Below are 20,155 nucleotides of genomic sequence, written 5' to 3' on the forward strand. Positions count from 1 at the left end.
TAAATTGACGTGCCACGCGGTCTGTTTCGGAAATGTTTCGACATGTCGGGCGCAAGAGCGGATGCCTGACAGCGGGGGTGCTGATCCACGACCTACGGCCGCCACCGATTTTTCACACGGAGCCTCGCCCAGCCTCGGCATTCGACATACGGAGATCAGCGTGGAGTCAACGACACCATCTCGCCGCACCTTCCTCGCCCTTTCCATGGGCCTGCCTATGGGAGCCGCGCTGGCCGCCTGCGGCACTTCCGGCCCCACCCCGGCGGGAGGGACCGGGACCGGCGGCAGCGGCGGGAACGCCGCGAGCAAGGCCACCTACTGGTTCCTGTCGAACCAGCCGCAGGAGGGCGTGCGCACCAGGGCCGTGGAGCGGTTCAACAAGGCCAACCCCAACGGTTCGATCGACTTCACGGCCATGCAGAACGACGCCTACAAGACGAAGATCAAGACGGCGATCGGAGCCGGCCAGGCCCCCACCATCATCTGGGGCTGGGGCGGCGGGACCCTGCGCACGTACGTGCAGGCCAACCAGGTCGAGGACCTCACCTCGTGGTTCGAGGAGAACAAGGCCGTGAAGGACCGGCTGTTCGCCTCCTCCTTCGGCGCGGCCACGATCGACGGCAAGATCTACGCGATGCCGGCCGAGACGATGCAGCCCATCATCCTGTTCTACAACAAGAAGGTGTTCGAGCAGGTCGGCGTGGAGCCGCCGAAGTCGTGGGGCGACATCATGGCCCTCGTCCCCAAGTTCAACGCCGCGGGCATCGCCCCGTTCTCCCTCGGCGGCCAGTCGCGCTGGACGAACATGATGTGGCTGGAGTTCCTCTTCGACCGCATCGGCGGCCCCGAGGTGTTCCAGGCCGTGTTCGACGGCGAGAAGGACGCCTGGTCCCACCCCGCCGCCATCGAGGCCCTGACCAAGATGCAGGAGCTCATCAAGGCGAACGGGTTCATCAAGGGCTTCTCCTCCATCACGGCCGACTCCAACGCCGACCAGGCCCTGCTGTACACCGGCAAGGCCGCGATGATGCTGCACGGCGGCTGGACGTACGGCAGCATGTCCGCCGACGGCGGCGACTTCGTCTCCGGCGGCCACCTCGGCTACATGAACTTCCCGCCGGTCGAGGGCGGCAAGGGCGACCCCGGCAACACCGTCGGCAACCCCGGCCAGTACCTGTCGATCTCCTCCAAGGCGACTCCCGAGCAGAAGGAGATCGCCAAGAAGTTCTTCGCCACCGCCGTGCTGAACGACGAGGACGTCAAGGAGTGGGCGGGCACGGGCGCGGTGCCGATCGTCAACGGCGCCGACAGCGCGTTCGCCGGTTCCAAGGACGAGGAGTTCCTGAAGTTCGTCTACGGCATCGCCAGCAACGCCAAGGCCTTCGCCCAGTCCTGGGACCAGGCGCTCAGCCCCACCGCGGCCGAGGTGCTCCTGGACAACATCGCCAAGCTGTTCCAGCTGTCGATCACGCCTGAGGAGTTCGCCTCCAACCTGAACGCGGTCATCGGCAGTTGAGCACGCTAACCTCCCCCGCCAGAAGAGGGAGGCCGTCGGCCGCCACGCGAAGGAACCACAGCGCCATCCTTCCGTGGCTGGCCGTACCGGCCCTGCTGATCTTCACCGCCTTCGGGGTGATCCCGCTGCTCGGGGTCCTGTTCCTCAGCTTCAGCACCTGGGACCAGGTCGGCGACATCCAGATGTCCGGGCTCACGAGCTGGCGGGCCGTGCTCAGCGACCCCGGTCTCCCGCACGCCCTGTGGGTGACGTTGCTGGTGATGGTCGCCTCCTGGGCGGTCCAGACGCCGGCCAGCATCCTGCTCGGGGTGTTCCTGGCCGGGCGGCAGCGCTACCGCGCACTGCTGGCCGTGCTGTACTTCATCCCGCTGCTGCTGAGCTCGGCCGCCATCGCGATCGCCTACAAGGCGCTGCTCGACCCGAACTTCGGGCTCGGCGCCGGGCTGGGCATCGACCTGCTCGTACAGGACTGGCTCGGCGACCCCGTCCTCGCCTTCAGTGTTGTGATCTTCGTGGTGTCGTGGCAGTTCATCCCCTTCCACTCGCTGCTCTACCAGGGCGGCGTGCGGCAGATCCCGCGCTCCATGTACGAGGCCGCCGAGATAGACGGCGCGGGCCGCACCCGCAAGTTCTTCAGCATCACGCTGCCGCAGCTCAAGTACACGATCATCACCTCCTCCACCCTCATGGTCGTCGGATCCCTGACCTTCTTCGACCTGATCTTCGTGCTGACCGCGGGCGGTCCCGGCGACGCCACCCGGGTGCTCGCCCTGGACATGTACAAGCGCGGGTTCCAGGCCAACCTGATGGGGCCGGCCAGTGCCATCGCCGTCATCCTCGTCCTCGTGGGCCTCGCCCTGGCGTTGTTCCTGCGCAGGCTCGGCGGCCGCGACGCCAACGCCAGCCAGATGGAAGGGGCCTAGAACCATGAGCTTGACGACCCCCACGGGGCTCAAGCGGACCGAGACGCTCGGGGCGGGACACCGGCGCCGGCCGCCGGCACGCAACGGGAAGCAGTCGCGGGCACTCGGTGAGCGCCCCAACTGGCTGGGCGGGATCGCGGGCTGGCTGTGGCTCGCGGTCGTGATCGTGCCGATCTACTGGATCGTCATCACCAGCTTCAAGGCCCAGAGCAGCTACTACGCCAGCAACCCGCTGGCGCCGCCCACCGAGCCGACCCTCGACAACTACCGGATGGTCGTCGAGTCCGACTTCCCGCTGTACTTCCTCAACAGCCTCATCGTGGCCATCGGCGTGGTCGTCCCCGCGGTCGCGGTCGCGTTCATGGCGGCGTACGCGATCGTCCGGGGCAGCACCATCTTCGGCTTCCTGCGCAGGGTGAACTCGCTCTTCCTCATGGGCCTGGCCATCCCGTTGCAGGCGACCATCATCCCGATCTACCTGATCATCATCCGGCTGCAGCTCTACGACTCGCTGACGGCGCTGATCCTGCCGTCGATCGCCTTCGCGATCCCGCTCTCGGTGCTGGTCCTGTCGAACTTCATCCGTGACGTGCCCAAGGAGCTGTTCGAGTCGATGCGGCTGGACGGCGCGAGCGAGATGGCGACGCTCTGGCGACTCGCCCTCCCGCTCACCATGCCGGCCGTCGTGACGGTGACGATCTACAACGCGCTGACGGTCTGGAACGGGTTCCTGCTGCCGCTCATCCTCACCCAGAGCCCCGACAAGCGCACGCTTCCGCTCGCGCTGTGGACCTTCCAGGGGCAGTACAGCGTGAACGTGCCGGCCGTGCTCGCCTCGGTCGTGCTGACCACGCTGCCCATCCTGATCCTGTACGTGGTCGGCCGCCGCCAGCTGCTCAGCGGCCTGACGGCAGGGTTCAGCAAGTAGCCACATCCTGCCGTCCGTTCCCTTGCCGTCGATGAGCGGACGGCAAGGGAACGGACGGTTCAGGCGCGAAGGAGACGGATCACGTTCCACGAGACGGCGGGCAGCGTGATCTCCAGGGTCCCGGCGTCCAGGCGGGCCTCGGTGTTCGTACGGGGGGCCACCGTGTCCGGGGCGTCGGCGGTGTTGCGGGCGTAGGGGTCGGGACCGGACAGCACCGTGGCTCCGGCCAGCCGCACCGGGCCGAGGGCTCGCAGGTCGGCGGTGAGGGTGAGCGGACGGTCGGTCGAGCGGTTGACGGCGAACAGCGTGGTGGCGCCGCTCTCCTCGTCGTGGGTGGCGACGGCGTCGAGGGCGGCGACCTCTCCGAACCTCGCGGTCTCGTGGGTGGGAGAGGCGGGCTCGACCCGCAGCACCTGACCCGCCGCGTACCGGGATGCCTGGGCGAAGGGGTGGAAGGTGGTCTGCCTCCAGGCCCTGCCGCCCGGTTCGGTCATGATGGGGGCGATCACGTTGACCAGCTGGGCCAGGCAGGCGGACGTCACCCTGTCGCTGTGGCGCAGCAGCGAGATCAGCAACCCGCCGAAGGTCACCGCGTCGGCCAGGTGGTAGTGGTCCTCGAGCAGCGGCGGGGCGACCGGCCAGTCGCGCGGCGGTTCTGCGTTCTGGAAGCGGGACAGGTACCAGACGTTCCACTCGTCGAACGAGATGTTGATCTTCTTCTTGCTTCTGAGCCGGGCGCCCACGCTGTCGGCCGTCGCCACCACCGCGTCGATGAAGTGGTCCATGTCGGCCGCCGAGGCGAGGAAGCTCGCCAGGTCGCCGTCGTGCTCCTCGTAGTAGGCGTGGCAGGAGATGAAGTCCACCAGGTCGTAGGTCTCCTCCAGCACGGTGGACTCCCACGCGCCGAAGGTGGGCATGCCCGAACCCGAGCTCCCGCAGGCGACGAGTTCCAGGGCCGGATCGATCATGCGCATGGCGCGGGCGGTCCCGGCGGCCAGCCGCCCGTACTCGCGGGCGCCCATGTGGCCGATCTGCCACGGGCCGTCCATCTCGTTGCCCAGGCACCACATCCGGATGTCGTGCGGCCTTTTGGAGCCGTGGGCGACGCGCAGGTCCGACAGGTGGGTCCCGGACTCGATGTTGCAGTACTCCAGCAGGTCCAGCGCCTCGGCGACTCCCCGGGTGCCGAGGTTGACGGCCATCATCGGCTCCAGCTCGGCCTTGCGCGTCCAGGCGACGAACTCGTCCAGGCCGAACTCGTTGGTCTCCGTGCTGTGCCAGGCCAGGTCGAGCCGCCGGGGCCGTTCGCTCCTGGGGCCGACGCCGTCCTCCCAGCGGTATCCGGACACGAAGTTCCCGCCGGGGTAGCGGGCCGTGGTCGCGCCCAGCTCACGGGTGAGCTCCAGCACGTCCCCCCGGAAGCCCTCCTCGTCGGCCGTGGGGTGGCCGGGTTCGTAGATGCCGGTGTAGACGCATCGGCCGAGGTGTTCGACGAACGTCCCGAAGGTGCGCCGATGGACGGGGGCCACCCTGAACGCGGGGTCGAGGGTGAGGTGCGCGGACAGCACGAAGGTCTCCTCATGTGCGACTCATACTGCGACTCGTGTGCGACTCATGCGCGACCCGCGCCGGCCTCCGGCGCGAGATCGCCAAACTCGTGGATCACCGCAAAGGCGGGCGACTCCAATTGTTGGCGATAACAAGAGCGAAAGGCCAGCCGTTGGCCAAGGGAAGAGATCTGCGGACCGGGACCTCCCGGGACCTCTCGAAGCCCGCGGCCCGGCGAGTGACCTCCCGGGGCCTCCCGAAGCCCTCGGCCCGGTGAGAACCTCCCTCTCCGGCTGGCCGGGGTGAAAGATCCACAAACCGGGGCCGCCGTCCGTATCATCTCCCCATGGCGCTGAATCCGGAGCCGCGGTTCAGCCGGAGGGCGGTGCTCCTGGCCGCCGGAGGGCTGCTCGCCGGCTGCTCCCGGCAGCCCGAGGCCGACACGGTCCACCTGCGCCTCGCCACCGGACCGGCCGGGGCGGTGTACCGGCGCATCGGCGGCGCGCTCGCCGAACACGTCTCCGAACGGGTGCCGGGCGTCACCCTGGTCACCGTGCCGAGCCGGGCGTCGGCCGACAACATCCGGATGCTGCGGGCCGGCGAGGTGCACCTCGGGCTGACGAGCCTGGACGCGCTGATCGCGACCGACGGCAGCGCGCCCGCGGGGCTCTCGGCGATATGCCGGCTCTACGACAGCCACCTGCATCTCGTGGTCATGGCCGGTTCCGAGATCGGAGAGTTCCGGGATCTCCACGGCAGGCGTGTGTCCCTCGGCGCTCACGAATCGGGCACCGAGTTCACGTCGCTGCGGGTTCTGGAGCTTGGCCGGATGAGGACCGACGGCCGCTACCTCAGCCAGGCCGAGTCGGCGGCGGCGCTGCGCGACGGCGAGATCGACGCGATGTTCTCCCTGACCGGCGTCCCGACACCCGCCGTCACGGAGCTGGCGCGACGCCACCCGATCCGGCTGATCCCCCTGGACGCGCAGGCCGACGCGCTCTTCTCCGCGTTCCCCGGCCCCTACGCTCCGGCCACGATCCCCGCGACCGCCTACACCGGCGTCCCGGCCACCCGCACCGTCGCCGTGCCGAACGTGCTCCTCGTACGCGACGACCTGCCCGACGGCCTGGTCCACGCCATCACCGACACGATCTTCACGCACACCGGCACGATCATCTCCGCCAGCCGCGACGACGCCGAGGCCGTTCCGGAGGCGTGGCAGATCAACGTGCGTACCGGGATCTCCACCGCGTCGATCCCGCTCCATCCGGGAGCCGCCGCCTGGTTCCGCGACCGCAAGCGCTGACCCCGGACGGCGGCGGGCCCGCGACGGAGCCTGAGCCTCCTCAGGCGCACGGCCTCGGACGCACGAGGTAACCGAGCCTCAAACGCACGACCTCGGACGCGCGACGGAACCGAATTCTCAGACACACGACCTCGGACGCGCGACCTTGGACGCGCGACCTCGGACGCGCGAGGGAGCCGACCCCTCAGGCACGCGAAGGAGCCCGGTCCTCAGGCGGCGGCTCCTGCCCCGGGACGGCCGGCAGCGCGACCACCGCGGCGAATCCGTACCCGGTCCCGTCCGGACGCGGCAACCCGTCCTCCAGCCGCAGCTCGCCCCCGGCAGCCCCGACCAGGTCGGCGCAGATCGCCAGCCCCAGGCCGGTCCCCGGCACGTTCTGGTGCCGCGGTGACCGCCAGAACCTGCCCAGCGCCTGGGCCCGTTCGGAGGCGTCGATCCCCTCGCCGTCGTCACGGACGGCGATCGTGACCACGTCTCCGGCGCCCGTACCTCCGGGGACGAATCCGGCCCGCACCTCCACCACCCGCGCGCCCGACAACCGCAACGCGTTGCTGATCAGCTCGTCCAGGATGCTGCCCAGCCCGCCCGTCGGCTCCAGCAGCCGTAGCCCCGACGGCACGTCGACCGCCAGCCTCTGCCCCGCCGTCGCCGTCAGCGCCTGCCACCGGTCCACCCGGGTCGCCAGCACCGCGTCGAGATCCACCGGCGACGCGGTGCGTATGCTCTCCATCCGCGCGCTGGCCTGCAGCGAGTTCAGCATCCGCTGCATCGCCTTCAGCTCGTCGACGGCGACGTCGTAGACCTGCCGCCCGCCGCCGGCCTCGCGCAGGTGCGGCTCCAGGCTCTCCACGGCGAGCCGGAGGCTGGTGAGCGGATTGCGCAACTGGTGTGAGGCGTCGGACACGAACGCCCGCTGCCGCTGCACGGCGTTCTCGACCGCGTCCATCATGGTGTTGAACGACTCCGCCAGCCGCCGCAGCTCGACCGGACCGGCCTCGGCGTCCGCCCGGATGGTGAGGTCGCCCCGTGAGATCCGCGAACTCGCCGCGTCCAGTTCCCGCACCGGGCGCAGCACCCACGCCGACACCGGCCAGGCGACGGCCACCAGCGCGACCAGCGGAAGCAGCCCGAGCCCCGCGAGCCAGGCCCATCGCACGAGGATGCGATGGCGCGTCTTCGACAGGCCGGAGATCGTCACGACGGCTCCGACGACCTCGCTGTCCCTGCCCACCGGCTCCGCGACCACGAGCGCGGAGCCGTCCCACGGCGCCCACTCCCCGGAGGGCTCGGACCTCGCCCCGGCCAGCGCCGCGGTCACGATCCTGGGCAGCGCCCGCTCGGCCCGCGCGGCCCGCCGGTACGCGGCGGCCGGCCCGAGCAGCACCGTACCCGAGGTGTCGATCACCGCGGCCGGGATGCCGTACAGCTCGTGGTAGCGCGCCAGCTCCTGTTGGAGCGCCTCGGTCCGCCCGGTCGTCAGCGCGGTGTCGGCGAGCGAGGCGAACCGGCCGACGTCGTTGAGCCGATCGACGTAGGTCTCCTGCATCTCCCGCTCGGCCACGGTGACGCCGAGCGGCACCCCGAGCGCCGCGACGAGCAGCACCGCGAGGGGGACGAGGACGACGAGCAGGCGACGGTGCACGGCGCGTCAGCCGATCAGCTCCGGCTGGTCGGCCAGGAGCCGATAGCCGACCCCGTGGATCGTGCGGATGAGCACGGCCGGCCCGATCTTGTGCCGCAGCGCCGCGATGTGGGTGTCCAGGGTGCGGCTGGAGGACTCCCAGGTCGCACCCCAGATCTGGTCGAGGATGACGTCGCGGCTCACCACGTTCGGAGCCCGCCGGGCCAGCAGCAGGAGCAGCTCGAACTCCTTGCGGGTCAGCGTCACGGGCGTGCCGCCGACGGTGACCTCGCGGGTGCCGACGGCGATCCGCATCGGGCCGAGGACGAGCGGCTCGTCGGGGTGGCTCAGCGCACGGGCCACCCGGGTGCGCCGCAGGACGGCGTCGATCCTGGCCAGCAGCTCCGGTATGCCGAACGGCTTCACGATGTAGTCGTCGGCGCCGGCGCGCAGGCCGCGGACCCGCTCGTGCTCCTCCGATCGTGCCGTCACGGCGATGACCGCGGTCTCCGGGCGGTCGCGCAGCCTGCGGATCACGTCGAGCCCGTCGCCGTCGGGCAGGCCCAGGTCGACGAGAACCACATCGGAAGGGGCCGCGCGTACGGCCTCCGCGGCGGTGGCGACGCGGTGGACCTCGAAGCCCGCCTGGGCCAGGACGGTGACCAGACCCCGCGCCACGCGGTCGTCATCCTCAATGATGGTGATCCGCATACCGGCGGATTTTACGGTGAGGATCGGCTTTTGGTCATCCCTTCACTTTTTTGGATTTCTCTGACATCCATCGCATTCTTTGGATTTCTCTGACACTATTCGCGCCCTCGTCGGTCGAGACTGAGGCCGCGCGCATACCGGCAGATGCGCGTGCGCCAACGAGGAGGCCTCGACATGAGAACGACCGGCAGACATCGGGCCATCGCACGGCTGATCGCCACGATCGGCGTCGTCTCACTTGTCGCCGCCTGCTCGGGTAACGGGGGCGCCACCGGCGGAGGCACCGCCGCCGGTGGCTACCCGGACCAGAACATCACGTTCGTCGTACCGTTCAGCGCGGGCGGCCCGACCGACACCGTCACCCGCATGATCGCCGAACCGATGGCCGCCAAGCTCGGCGCCAAGATCGTCGTCCAGAACGTCGAGGGCGCGGGCGGCACGGTCGGCGCCGGCGAGGTCGCGCGGGCCGCCCCCGACGGCTACACGGTGCTCATGCACCACATCGGCATGTCGACGGCGCCCGCCCTCTACCAGAACCTGGGCTACCGGCCGCTCGAGGACTTCGAGATGGTCGGGCTCGTCACCGAGGTGCCGATGACGGTCGTCGCCCGCAAGGACTTCGCGCCCGCGACGCTCCAGGACCTCGTCACCCATGTGAAGGCGAACGCCGGCGAGGTCACACTGGCCAACGCGGGCATCGGCGCCGCCTCCCACCTGTGCGGCCTGCTCTTCCAGACCGCCGCGGGCGTCAAGCTCCAGGAGGTTCCCTACCAGGGCACCGGCCCCGCGCTGACCGACCTCGTCGGCGGCCAGGTCGACTTCATGTGCGACCAGACGACCAACACCAGCGGCCAGATCTCCGCCGGTGAGGTGAAGGCGTACGCGGTCACCACGCCGGAGCGGGTGAAGAGCCTGCCGGAGCTGCCCACCACGGCCGAGGCCGGGCTGCCCGCACTCCAGGTCAGCGTGTGGCACGGCCTCTACGTCCCGGCCGGCACCCCGCAGGACGCCGTTCGGAAACTGTCCGAGGCGCTGAAGACGGCACTGGCCGACCAGGGGGTCGTCGAGCAGATGGCCAAGCTCGGCACCGTGCCGGTCCCGGCCGAGGACGCGACCCCGCAGGCGCTACGGGCCAAGCTCGAAGAGCAGCTCGGCACCTGGGCCAAGGTCATCGCCGACGCCGGCGTCAAGGCCTCCTGAGGTGGAGCGCCGCAGATCCCTCCCCGACGTCCTCGCCGGGGGAATCTTCGTGCTGATCGGTGGCGCGTTCGTGGCGGGATCGCTCGGCCACGAACCGGGCACCCCGCTGCGGATGGGTCCCGGCGCCTTCCCGCTGCTGGCCGGCGCGATCGTGACGGTCCTGGGCCTGGCGATCGTCGTCAAAGGGCTCGTCGCCGGCGAGATGATCTCGTTCGGGCCGGTCCCCTGGCGTGCGGCCGCCGTCATCACGCTCGCGCTCGTGTTCTTCGGCCTCACCGCCCGGGGCCTTGGATTCGTACCGGCGTCGGCGGCGACCGCCCTGCTCACCGCGCTGGCCGACTCGCGCGTACGGCCGCTCACCGCCGTCGCCGTGGCCGCCGGGCTCACCGCGGCCGCCACGCTCATCTTCGTCGTCGGACTTCAGCTGCGGATCCCGCTGTGGGGCCCGTGGCTGGGGTTCTGACGCGGCATCCGGATTGAGGCATGGAACTTCTCGACAACCTCGCGCTGGGCCTCTCCACCGCCCTGCTCCTGCAGAACGTCCTCTACTGCTTCGTCGGGGTGCTGCTCGGGACGGCGGTCGGCGTACTGCCCGGCATCGGGCCGACGGCGACGGTGGCGATGCTGCTGCCGATCACGTTCGGCTTCGAGCCGGTGACGGCGTTGATCATGCTGGCGGGCATCTACTACGGCGCGCAGTACGGCGGCTCGACGACCGCCATCCTGATCAACCTGCCCGGCGAGTCGTCGGCGGCGGTCACCGCGCTGGACGGGCACGAGATGGCCCGGCAGGGCCGGGCCGGCTCGGCGCTGGCCACCGCCGCGATCGGATCCTTCTTCGCGGGCACGGTCGCCACCGTCGTACTCGCCGTCGCGGCCCCGCCGCTCGCCCGCGTCGCGTTGACGTTCGGCCCCGCGGAGTACTTCTCGCTGGTGCTGCTCGGCCTGATCGTGTCGATCGCGCTGGCGCGCGGCGCGGCGCTCAAGGCACTGGCGATGATCGGGCTCGGTGTCCTGTTCGGCACGGTCGGCCAGGACATCTACACCGGCACGCCCCGGTTCGTGTTCGACCGGCGCGAGCTGTACGGCGGCATCGACTTCGTGTCGGTCGCCGTCGGGGTGTTCGGGGTCGCCGAGATCCTACGCAACCTGGAGAACGGACGGACCACCGCGGCGATCGCCGACAGGGTGAGGAACCTCTGGCCGACCCGCGAGGACCGGCGCCGGATCGTCGGCCCGATCCTGCGCGGCACCGCTCTCGGCTCCGCGCTCGGCGTCCTGCCCGGCGGCGGCCACGTGCTGGCCTCGTTCACCTCGTACGCCGTCGAGAAGCGGATCTCAAGGCGGCGGCAGGAGTTCGGGCACGGCGCGATCGAGGGCGTCGCCGGCCCCGAGTCGGCGAACAACGCCGCGGCGCAGACGTCGTTCATCCCGCTGCTCACCCTGGGCCTGCCCGCCCACCCGGTGATGGCGCTGATGGTCGGCGCGTTCATCGTCCACGGCATCACCCCCGGCCCGAACGTCATCACCGACGAGCCGGCGCTGTTCTGGGGCCTGATCGCGTCGATGTGGATCGGCAACGTGCTGCTCGTGCTGCTGAACCTGCCGCTGATCGGCCTCTGGGTGCGCATGCTGCGCATCCCGTACCAGGTGCTCTTCCCGATGATCATCCTGTTCGCCGCGATCGGCACGTACTCCCTGGCGTTCAACGCCTACGACGTCTACGCGATCGTGTTCTTCGGGATCCTGGGCTACCTTCTGATCAAGTGTGGCTGCGAACCCGCGCCACTGCTGCTCGGCTTCGTCCTCGGCCCGCTGCTCGAGGAGAACCTGCGGCGGGCGCTCATCATCTCCCGCGGCGACGCGTCGGTCCTCCTCACCCGGCCGATCTCCGCGACACTCCTCGCCCTGGCCGCGGCGGCGCTCGTCGTCACCGTCCTGCCGGCGATCCGCAGGCGCCGCGAGATCGTGTTCACCGAGGAGGAGTAGGAGCCCTCCCCCGGCGGCCGGGGTAAGGCGCTCGTCTCCATCCGCCTGGCAGGCAGCCGGATATCTACCTAATTCGCCAGACATTCCACTTTATCGTGGGCGGCATTCCCGGCACCGGGTGGCCGAACTCGGCCGGCGGGCGCCGTCCAGGCACGACCCGCCAGAGAAGGAGGCGACAGCGATGTCAGCGATGTCAGGGCCCCTCTTCAATCCCGACCTGCGCATGGCGCGGTTCCTGCCGCGCTCGGTGGTCAGTCCGCGTACCCTCGGCCTGGTCCGCAGGCTGGAAGGGCTCAGCGGGAGCAGGCCCCCCTCGAAGGGGACGATCGTGCGCGTCGACGCCGACGTCTCCGTGCGCGTCTTCCGGCCGGCGTCGGCCAGGAACCCCGCACCGGCTCTGCTGTGGATCCACGGCGGCGGATACGTCTCGGGCACCGCCGCGATGGGAGACTCCATGTGCCGCCACGTCGCCGAGCGGCTGGAGGTCGTCGCGGCGTCGGTGGAATACCGGCGGGCGCCGGAGCACCCGTTCCCGACACCGCTGCACGACTGCCACACGGCGCTGCGCTGGCTGGCCGGACAACCCGACGTCGACCCGGCGCGCATCGCGATCGCCGGCGAGAGCGCCGGCGGCGGGCTCGCCGCCGCGCTGGCGCTGCTCGCCAGGGAGCGCGCCGAGGTGAAGCCGGTGTTGCAGATGCTGTCCTACCCGATGATCGACGACCGGACCACGGCGCGGACCGACGTCGACCGGCGCGGGCTGCGCATCTGGAGCCAGGAGAACAACCGCTTCGGCTGGCACGCCTACCTCGGCCCCGCGGCCACCGGCGAGGTGCCTCCGCTGGCCGCGCCGGCCCGCTACGAGGACCTCGCGGGACTTCCGCCCGCCTGGATCGGCGTCGGCACCAACGACCTGTTCCACGACGAGAACGTCGCCTACGCCGAACGGCTGCGGCAGGCCGGCGTCCCCTGCACGCTGCACGTGGTGCCCGGCGCCTACCACAGCTTCGACGTGATCCAGAGCAAGGCCGCCGTCTCACGCGCCTTCATGCGACACCAGGTGGCGGCACTGAACGACGCGCTCAACGGCACCGGCCGGACACCCGCCTGACCGGTTTCCTCGACACACGGGGGCGTCGACAGGCCCTTCAGGGTCGCCGCCCCTTCAGGGTCGCCGTCCCTTCGGAAAAGCCAGAGCCCCGGAAGTCCTCGGCCCCTTGAACCACTTTCGCGATCCGTCATGCCACAATCGCGGGCGTGAGACCTTGGGAACGATCCATCTGCTTTCCGAAGCCCGGGACAATCACCTGTGATTCCATGTTGGGCCTGTCCCGCACCGCGGGCTACTCAATGAATTCTCACACCCCCGCCCCCTTTCCGGTCAGGACGACAGGGGGGTTGCGGGCAGAAACCAGAGATGCCATCCTTGCCTGGGCAAGGCAAACCCGCCGGTAACAAGAAACGGGAGGTAATCACACGGTTCAAAAAACATTTCATCGCACCAGCGACCGTCGTCAGGTGGAACCGCAGTAGCCACCGGCGTAGCGCTGTTTGTGTCGGAGGCCCGTCCGGGCTGGTCAACCGTGACTCATACACGGCAGGGGCGACGACCGGCTCAGATCGAGCAAACACTTCGATTCACCGGAATCGGTGATCGATCCGCCACGCGATGAGTTTTCTTCGGACGACATCGGGATCGCCGATGCCGTCATATCATCCTGCCGGCGCCACCCTACGGCTAAAACCGGCAACGCCTTTTATTGCCTTGGGTAAATCGCGCACCTGGGGTGCTCGCGCATGCGCCCAGGGTTCCATCACGCCAATTCCAGCCCAGCTGCACAAAGGCGTGTTCTCTACGGAGCGGAGCTTTTCTTTGAAGAAGACACTCGGCCGCGTCTGCGCAATGGCCGGTATTCTTGTCGGTATCACCATGATGCCCGCCTCACCCGCTTCGGCGGCCAGCGCGAGCTGCGGCATTCCCGAGGGCGGCTACGGCTGCTCCACCGGCTACCTCGCGGCCAGTTCGAAGATCGCCCTGACCACCCGGGGCACCAACAACTACAAGACCGTCACCTGCCGGGCCATCGACCCGGGCGGCACCACCCGCGCGACGCTCTCCAACTCCAGCCCCAACGCCACCTCGAAAAACTTCACCGTCCCGAACAACAGGTACTTCCTCTCCTGCACCCGGACGGTCACGACCGGCGGGGGCGGCGGGGCGCTCTACAACACCCACGTGTAGGCGACTCGATGTCGACGGAGGCGTGACCGGCCGGTTTCCGGACGCGTTCCCGACGTAGGAGGCCGCTGCCGGCAGGTCCACCGCCGGCAGCGGCCTTTGCTCATCCATCAAGTGGCTCGATGCGCGGCCCTTCGACCGTCATGACTACGACGCTTTGGTTCAGGGATCCACCGCCGTCCCCGGCGTGACCACCGACACGCCGAAGGCGGCGGTGTCCAGAGCCGGCTTCGAACCAGGACCTCCGCTGGCCGCGGCGTGGACGCCGGAGGATCTGCCGGCCGCGTGGCGGCACTGAGAGACCTGCCGGCCGGCCCCGTCCCCCCGCGGTAGGACAAACCCAGCGGGTGGGAACGAGGCACGTGCCAGGTGTCGCCGCTCGGGCTCTCACCCGCGCGGGTTCTCACCCGTCCGGGTTCTCGCCGCGCAGGTTCTCGGCGAGCAGGTCCAGCAGCGGCTGCCGCCGGACGCACCGCTCCAGCGCGAAGGAGTCGGCCAGGGCGGTGAGTTCCTCGTCGGAGCAGCCGCGCAGCAGTTCGGCGTACTCGGGCAGCAGCGCCTGGGCGATGAGGATGTGCCGGATCAGGTCGTCGATCTGGTAGCGGGCGCCCCACGGGTAGGGATTCCAGGTGGGGAACTCGGTCTCCATCAGCCGATGCAGGGGGGCGAGCTCGCTCGCCGACTCCTCCATCGTCGAGCCCCACCGGTCGGCGCCCAGCCGTCCCTTCTTGGCGATGAAGGCACCGAAGCGGCTCATGTACGGCTCACCCGCGCTGACCAGGCCCTGCAGCCCGACGTCCTTGTAGGTCCACAGCGACCAGCCGGCCTCGTAGGAATCGAAGATCTCCAGCTGGTCGCGCAGGATCTGGTAGCGCTGCCGGTCGATCTCCGGGGTGCCGGTGTAGACGGGGCCGAACTCGCCCACCCAGATGGGCGTGCCGGTCTCCCGCTGGAAGATCGTCCGTCGCTCGAAAGAGCGCTCCAGCTGGTCCCGGTCCACCCACTCGCCACGGGTGTGGCCCGGGTAGGGACCTCCGTGCGCGAAACCGGCCAGGGCGTAGTCGTGGCAGACGAAGACCGTGTTCTCGTACACCTCGCGGAAGATCGAGAAGTCGGTGGAGTAGGTGTTGCCGTCCAGGAACAGCACGTGCTTGGGGTCGACGGCGCGGATGGCCTTGACCAGGCGGTCGTAGAAGGGTCCGATGACCCGCCCGCTGGAGTCGCCCGGCTCGTTCATCGGGTTGTATCCGGCCACCCAGGGGTTGTCCCGGTAGCGGTCGGCCACGACCTCCCACAGGTGGACGGCACGGTCCTGGAAGTACCGGTGCTGCCAGAACGCGGCGATGTGGGTGGGGTTGTCGGAGTGCCAGTGCTGGTTCTGCGCTCCGGGCAGGGCGTGCAGGTCGATGACACTGCGGATGCCGTGCTCGGCGAGCAGGCCGATCACCCTGTCCAGGTGACGGAAGCCGTGCTCGACGATCTCGAAGGGGCGGTCGTCGGACTCCAGGTGACGGTAGTTGATCGGGATGCGGACGCAGTTGGCGCCGAGGCCGGCCAGCAGCGCGGCGTCGTCCGCGCCGAAGAACGAGGTGAGCAGGCGGTCGAAGAACAACTCGGCCCGCTCCTCCCCCAGCACCTCCCGCACGGCCTCGCGCATCGCGGACTCGTTGGCCGGGTAGCCGGTGATGAAGTTCTCCATGTTCAACCAGCCCCCGAGGCCCACTCCACGCAGCCGTACCGGGGTGCCGGCCGAATCGACGAGACGGGATCCGGCGACACTCAGGGTCATGGTGTCTCACTCTCTACACGATGGGATTCGGGTCAGCCCTTGGTGGCGCCCGCGGTGAGGCCGCTGATCAACTGACGCTCGGCGACGGCGTAGAAGGCGAGCGCCGGAACCATGGAGACCATGACGTAGGCGAGGATCCTCGCGATGTCGGACATGTATTGTCCTCGGAACTCCTGGACACCGAGCGGGAGGGTCCACAGGTTCGGATCGTTGAGGACCACCAGCGGCAGGAAGAAGTTGTTCCAGCTCGCCACGATCGCCAGCACCGAGACGGTGGCGAGGGCGGGCCTGGCTATCGGCAGCAGCACTCTCCAGAAGAAGCCGAAAGGACTGCAGCCGTCGATGATGGCGGCCTCCTCGACCTCCTTGGGGATGGATCGGAAGAACGTCCGCAGGATGATGACGGTCAGCGGAAGTCCGAACGCGGCCTGCGGCAGGATCACCCCGAGAGGGTTGTCCAGCAGGCCGAACGTGCGCAGCAGGACGAACAGCGGCAGGATCGCCACCGCGAAGGGGAACATCAGCCCGATGGCGAACAGCGTGAACAGGAACTCCCTGCCTCGGAAGGCGAACCTGGCGAAGGCGAAGGCGGCCATCGCCGACAGGCCGACCACCAGCACGGTGGTCGTGACCGCGATGAACAGGCTGTTGAGGAGCTGGCGCCAGAACACGCCGGAACCGATCACGTCGGTGTAGTTCTCGGTGACCCACGGGGAGGGCAGGCCCAGTGGGTTGCCGGAGAGCTGGCTGGAGGACTTGAAGCCGCCGAGCAGACCGTACAGGAAGGGGACGACGACGAAGACGGCCGCGACCCAGATGATCACGTGCGTCGGGTACGTCCTGAGCCGGGCGATCATCGGCGGTCTCCCATGGTGGTGCTCGCCCCTTCCAGGTCTCGGCGCAGGACGAACCGCTGGTAGCCGAGGGCGAAGACGAGGCTGATCAGGAACATGACGACGCTGATCGCGCTGGAGTAGCCGATCTGGGTGCGTTTGAAGCCGTACTCGAACATGGTGACGGCCATGGTCTCCGAGGCGTGCGAGGGGCCGCCTTCGGTGAGGATCCAGACCAGGTCGAAGAGCTGGATCGTGCCGATGACGGACAGGAACACGCTGACCCGGACGGTGGGGCCGAGCAGCGGCAGGGTGACGTGGCGGAACACCTGCCAGCCGCCCGCGCCGTCGATCCTGGCCGCCTCGCCCAGCTCCTTGGGGATGCCCTGCAGCCCGGCCAGATAGATGATCATGTGGAATCCGAAGTACTTCCAGGTGATCACCAGGAAGAGCGAGAACATCACGGTGTCCGGTTCGGACAGCCAGGACCACGGCTCCAGCCCCCAGGAGGTGAGCAGCTGGTTGGCCAGGCCCGCCTCGGGCGACAGGATCAGCGAGAACAGCACGCCGGTGATCGCCTCGGAGAGCATGTACGGCGCGAAGAACAGCAGCCGGTAGAAGGCGCGCCCGCGAATCCTCTGGTTCAGCATCACCGCCAGGCCCAGCGAGAGCGGTAGCTGCACTCCCAGGCCCAGCACGATCAGGAAGGCGCCGTTGCGCAGGTCGCCGATGAAGATGTCGCTCTGGAACAGCCGGGTGAAGTTGTCCAGGCCGATGAAGTTGCTCGGCGGGCCGATGCCGTTCCACTTGTAGAGGCTGGTGTAGCCGGCCACCAGGATCGGCGTCAGCACCAGCAGGACGAACAGGACGAGGGCGGGGAGCACGAACAGGATCGCGGTGAGCCAGCCGCGCCCCCGGCGGGGGCCGTCGGCCCCCCGCCGGGCGGCGGGTTTTTCCGCGTGAGGGGCCGGACGTGCGTCCGGCCCTGTCATCGTCTTCATCCGGGCGGTTACTCCGACTCCGCCTTGGCCGTCTCGGTGATGACCTTGACGACCTCCTCAGGCGTCTTGGTGCCTCCGATCAGCTCGGCCACGGCGTCGTTGACCTCCTGGCCGACGGCCGGCGGGTACTCCTGGTCGAGGTAGAGCTGGAAGCCGCTCGCCGCCGCCAGCGTCTCGGAGACCGTCTTGATGTGGGGGTCGGTGACGGCCGCCTCCTCGCCCTCCTTGAGCACGGGCAGGACTCCGCCGGCCTTCACGGCCTTGCTGTGGTTCTCCGCCGTGAGCGAGAACTTCAGGAAGTCCAGCGCGGCGGGCGGGGCGTTCACGCCCACGGCCATACCGCCGCCGCCGCCGAAGGCGTCGCCCGCCGATCCCTTGCCGCCCTCCACCGCGGGGAAGGTGAAGAAGCCGAGGTCGTCGCCGAGGCCCTTGCCCGAGTCCTTCTGCACGGCCGGGGCCCACTGGCCCATCAGCTCCATCGCGGCCTTGCCGTTGCTCACGCTGGCGGCCTGGCCGTCGGGGGTGGAGTAGTCGGCGCCCAGGAAGCCCTTCTGGAACGGCTGGAGGTCGACGAGTTCCTTGAGCCGCTGCCCGGCGGTGACGAAGTCGGGGCCGGTGAAGTCGTTGGTGGTGCCGGCCTGCTTGAGCGCGTCCAGTCCGGCTATCCGCATGGCCAGGTAGGCCCAGTAGTAGTGGCCCGGCCACTTGGCCTTGCCCGCGAGCGCGATCGGGGCGGTGCCGGAGTCCTTCAGCTTCTTGACCGCGTCCAGGAACTCGGTCCAGGTGGCGGGCGGGGTGGTGATGCCGGCCTTCTTGAACAGCGCCTTGTTGTACCAGAAGCCGACCATGCCGATGTCGACGGGCAGCCCGTAGGTCTTGCCGTCGAACTGGTAGGCGGACAGTGACGCCGGGGTGAAGCCGCCGATGACGTCGCCGGCCTCCGCGGACAGGTCCTTCACCAGGCCCGCCTCGATGTGCTGCTTCAGGACGCCGCCGCCCCAGGTGGAGTAGAGGTCGGGCGCCTTGCCCGACTGGGTGAGCGTGGCGAGCTTGGGCTTGTAGGAGTCGTTCTCGATCGCGACGTTCTTGATCGTGACGTTCGGGTGGGCCGCCTGGTACTCCTTGATGCGATCGGCCCAGAAACCCTTGAGGGGTTCCGCCGTCGCGAAGTTCCAGAACTCGAAGGTGACCTTGTCCGAGCCGGCGCTCGCGCCAGATTGGGCTCCGTTGCCGTCTCCGGTCGTACTGCAGGCTCCGAGAAGCAGTGCGGAGACCGCAAGAGCCACCACGCCTCGCCGACTCAACATGGAGATCCCCTTTCGGGAGGTAAGGTGAAAGATTTCATATTTTCCCCGAATATTTCGTGATCCGGAGAATAGGTAAATTCGCGGTTACACGTCAATAGCCCGGCGGTAGTGATCCCGAACAGCAACGACCACCTCCACCGGAGGGTCTCCGAAAGGTTTCAGTTAGTATTCGCCACATGCCAACCAAGCCGCGCGTGACGATCGCCCTCATCGCCGAGGAGGCCGGGGTCTCCGCGCCCACGGTCTCGAAAGTGATCAACGGACGGCCCGAGGTCGCGACCGAGACCAGGCAGCGGATCGAGCGCCTGCTGCACAAGCACGGCTACCAGCGCAGGACCGGTCAGGGTGACGTCCCGGTCGGCCTGGTCGACCTGGTCTTCACCGAGATCGAGAGCCCGTGGGCGATGGAGCTGGTGCGCGGCGTGGAGACCGCGGCCCGCGAGGTCGACGCCGGGGTGGTCGTCTCGGTCCTGCACAGCCACGCCGGACCGGGCAGGGACTGGGTGGAGCGGATCGCCGCCCGGCGCACCGACGGGGCCATCCTGGTCGGCTCCCGCATCAGCGTCGACCAGCACGGCCAGCTGGCCGCCAGGTCCATCCCGTTCGTGGTGGTGGATCCGGAGGGCGAGCCGCCGCCCGGGGTCGCCTCGGTCGGCGCCACCAACTGGAACGGCGGCCTGGCCGCGACCCGCCACCTCCTGGAACTGGGCCACCGCAGGATCGGGATGATCGGCGGTCCGGCCACCATGCTGTGCAGCAGGGCCCGCGTCGACGGCTACCGGGCGGCGCTGGAGACCGCGGGGATCGCGGTGGACACGCGGCTGATCAGGTACGGCGACTTCCTGGTCGGTTCCGGCCGCGACCACGGCCACGACCTGCTGTCCCTGGACGAGCCGCCCACCGCGATCTTCGCCGGCAGCGACATGCAGGCGTTCGGCGTCTTCGAGGCGGCCAGGCAGCGTGGCCTGCGGGTCCCCGACGACCTGTCCGTGGTGGGCTTCGACGACCTGCCGTTGGCACGTTCCGCGTGGCCGCCGCTGACCACCGTGCGCCAGCCGCTCCAGGAGATGGCGGAGCTCGCCACCCGGATGGTGCTCGCGCTCGACCGAGGCGGGCACGAGCCCCGGCGGGTGGAGCTGGCCACCGACCTTCTCGTCCGCGAGAGCACCGCCCCGCCGGCCGGCTGACCTCGCCCCGCCTCCGCCGCGATCGGCCTCCCCCGCCCGCGCCCGGCCCGGTGCGCC

At 69.4% G+C, this 20,155-nt stretch carries 17 protein-coding genes; 10 read left to right on the plus strand and 7 right to left on the minus strand.

Features of this window, described 5'->3' with window-relative positions; translation table 11 throughout:
* Window positions 1-160 precede the first annotated feature (160 nt).
* Genes ABT352_RS09590 through ABT352_RS09600 form a run of 3 tightly spaced genes read left to right on the plus strand, consistent with a single transcriptional unit; the run spans window position 161 to window position 3,367 of the window.
* Entirely contained in the window at window positions 161-1,516 is a 1,356-nt protein-coding gene (locus ABT352_RS09590; RefSeq protein ID WP_350943907.1) for an extracellular solute-binding protein, read from the plus strand.
* The gene (locus ABT352_RS09595) at window positions 1,513-2,439 is read left to right on the plus strand and encodes a carbohydrate ABC transporter permease (protein WP_350943908.1); all 927 of its coding nucleotides are present in this window, start codon (window positions 1,513-1,515) and stop codon (window positions 2,437-2,439) included. The genes ABT352_RS09590 and ABT352_RS09595 overlap by 4 nt, the downstream gene beginning before the upstream one ends.
* A gap of 4 nt (window positions 2,440-2,443) precedes the next feature.
* Entirely contained in the window at window positions 2,444-3,367 is a 924-nt protein-coding gene (locus ABT352_RS09600; protein WP_350943909.1) for a carbohydrate ABC transporter permease, read from the plus strand.
* Window positions 3,368-3,426: 59 nt separating this feature from the next.
* Here the strand turns inward: ABT352_RS09600 and arfA are convergent, their stop codons facing one another.
* A complete protein-coding gene (arfA, locus tag ABT352_RS09605) occupies window positions 3,427-4,935 on the minus strand; it encodes an arabinosylfuranosidase ArfA (protein WP_350943910.1) in 1,509 nt (502 codons plus the stop codon).
* 326 nt (window positions 4,936-5,261) lie between these two features.
* Here arfA and ABT352_RS09610 point away from each other — a divergent pair, with 326 nt between their 5' ends.
* Window positions 5,262-6,221, plus strand: coding sequence for a TAXI family TRAP transporter solute-binding subunit (locus ABT352_RS09610; RefSeq protein WP_350943912.1), 960 nt, complete (start codon window positions 5,262-5,264; stop codon window positions 6,219-6,221).
* 184 nt (window positions 6,222-6,405) lie between these two features.
* On the opposite strand, the gene ABT352_RS09615 is transcribed toward ABT352_RS09610, so the two are convergent.
* Together ABT352_RS09615 and ABT352_RS09620 are read right to left on the minus strand one after the other, a co-directional pair.
* Complete coding sequence (locus tag ABT352_RS09615; protein WP_350943914.1) at window positions 6,406-7,863, minus strand: sensor histidine kinase; 1,458 nt, start codon at window positions 7,861-7,863, stop codon at window positions 6,406-6,408.
* A 6-nt stretch (window positions 7,864-7,869) separates the two neighbouring features.
* Window positions 7,870-8,553 carry a response regulator transcription factor gene (locus tag ABT352_RS09620; RefSeq protein ID WP_350943915.1) on the minus strand — a complete coding sequence of 228 codons (684 nt, stop codon included), beginning with the start codon at window positions 8,551-8,553 and terminating at the stop codon, window positions 7,870-7,872.
* 174 nt (window positions 8,554-8,727) lie between these two features.
* Here ABT352_RS09620 and ABT352_RS09625 point away from each other — a divergent pair, with 174 nt between their 5' ends.
* The 5 genes from ABT352_RS09625 (at window position 8,728) to ABT352_RS09645 (ending at window position 13,984) form a co-directional block, all read left to right on the plus strand.
* On the plus strand, window positions 8,728-9,753 hold the full coding sequence (locus ABT352_RS09625; RefSeq protein WP_350943917.1) for a tripartite tricarboxylate transporter substrate-binding protein: 1,026 nt from the start codon (window positions 8,728-8,730) through the stop codon (window positions 9,751-9,753).
* 1 nt (window position 9,754) lies between these two features.
* Window positions 9,755-10,216 (plus strand): tripartite tricarboxylate transporter TctB family protein, encoded by a 462-nt coding sequence (locus ABT352_RS09630; RefSeq protein WP_350943919.1) that lies wholly within the window; start codon window positions 9,755-9,757, stop codon window positions 10,214-10,216.
* 20 nt (window positions 10,217-10,236) lie between these two features.
* Window positions 10,237-11,742 carry a tripartite tricarboxylate transporter permease gene (locus ABT352_RS09635; RefSeq protein ID WP_350943921.1) on the plus strand — a complete coding sequence of 502 codons (1,506 nt, stop codon included), beginning with the start codon at window positions 10,237-10,239 and terminating at the stop codon, window positions 11,740-11,742.
* A gap of 181 nt (window positions 11,743-11,923) precedes the next feature.
* On the plus strand, window positions 11,924-12,853 hold the full coding sequence (locus tag ABT352_RS09640; protein ID WP_350943923.1) for an alpha/beta hydrolase: 930 nt from the start codon (window positions 11,924-11,926) through the stop codon (window positions 12,851-12,853).
* Window positions 12,854-13,645: 792 nt separating this feature from the next.
* Window positions 13,646-13,984, plus strand: a complete 339-nt coding sequence (locus tag ABT352_RS09645) for a hypothetical protein (protein WP_350943924.1) — start codon at window positions 13,646-13,648, stop codon at window positions 13,982-13,984.
* Between the two features lie 400 nt (window positions 13,985-14,384).
* Here ABT352_RS09645 and ABT352_RS09650 read toward each other — a convergent pair whose 3' ends face one another.
* Genes ABT352_RS09650 through ABT352_RS09665 form a run of 4 tightly spaced genes read right to left on the minus strand, consistent with a single transcriptional unit; the run spans window position 14,385 to window position 18,911 of the window.
* The gene (locus ABT352_RS09650) at window positions 14,385-15,770 is read right to left on the minus strand and encodes a glycoside hydrolase family 5 protein (protein ID WP_350943926.1); all 1,386 of its coding nucleotides are present in this window, start codon (window positions 15,768-15,770) and stop codon (window positions 14,385-14,387) included.
* 32 nt (window positions 15,771-15,802) lie between these two features.
* On the minus strand, window positions 15,803-16,627 hold the full coding sequence (locus ABT352_RS09655) for a carbohydrate ABC transporter permease (protein ID WP_350943928.1): 825 nt from the start codon (window positions 16,625-16,627) through the stop codon (window positions 15,803-15,805).
* Window positions 16,624-17,604: a carbohydrate ABC transporter permease gene (locus ABT352_RS09660; protein WP_350943929.1), complete on the minus strand. Its 981-nt coding sequence runs from the start codon at window positions 17,602-17,604 to the stop codon at window positions 16,624-16,626. The genes ABT352_RS09655 and ABT352_RS09660 overlap by 4 nt, the downstream gene beginning before the upstream one ends.
* Before the next feature lie 8 nt (window positions 17,605-17,612).
* The gene (locus tag ABT352_RS09665) at window positions 17,613-18,911 is read right to left on the minus strand and encodes an extracellular solute-binding protein (protein WP_350943930.1); all 1,299 of its coding nucleotides are present in this window, start codon (window positions 18,909-18,911) and stop codon (window positions 17,613-17,615) included.
* A 176-nt stretch (window positions 18,912-19,087) separates the two neighbouring features.
* Here ABT352_RS09665 and ABT352_RS09670 point away from each other — a divergent pair, with 176 nt between their 5' ends.
* Entirely contained in the window at window positions 19,088-20,098 is a 1,011-nt protein-coding gene (locus ABT352_RS09670) for a LacI family DNA-binding transcriptional regulator (RefSeq protein WP_350943931.1), read from the plus strand.
* Window positions 20,099-20,155 lie beyond the last annotated feature (57 nt).

It is taken from the genome of Streptosporangium sp. NPDC000563 (assembly GCF_040299985.1).
GTDB lineage: Bacteria > Actinomycetota > Actinomycetes > Streptosporangiales > Streptosporangiaceae > Streptosporangium.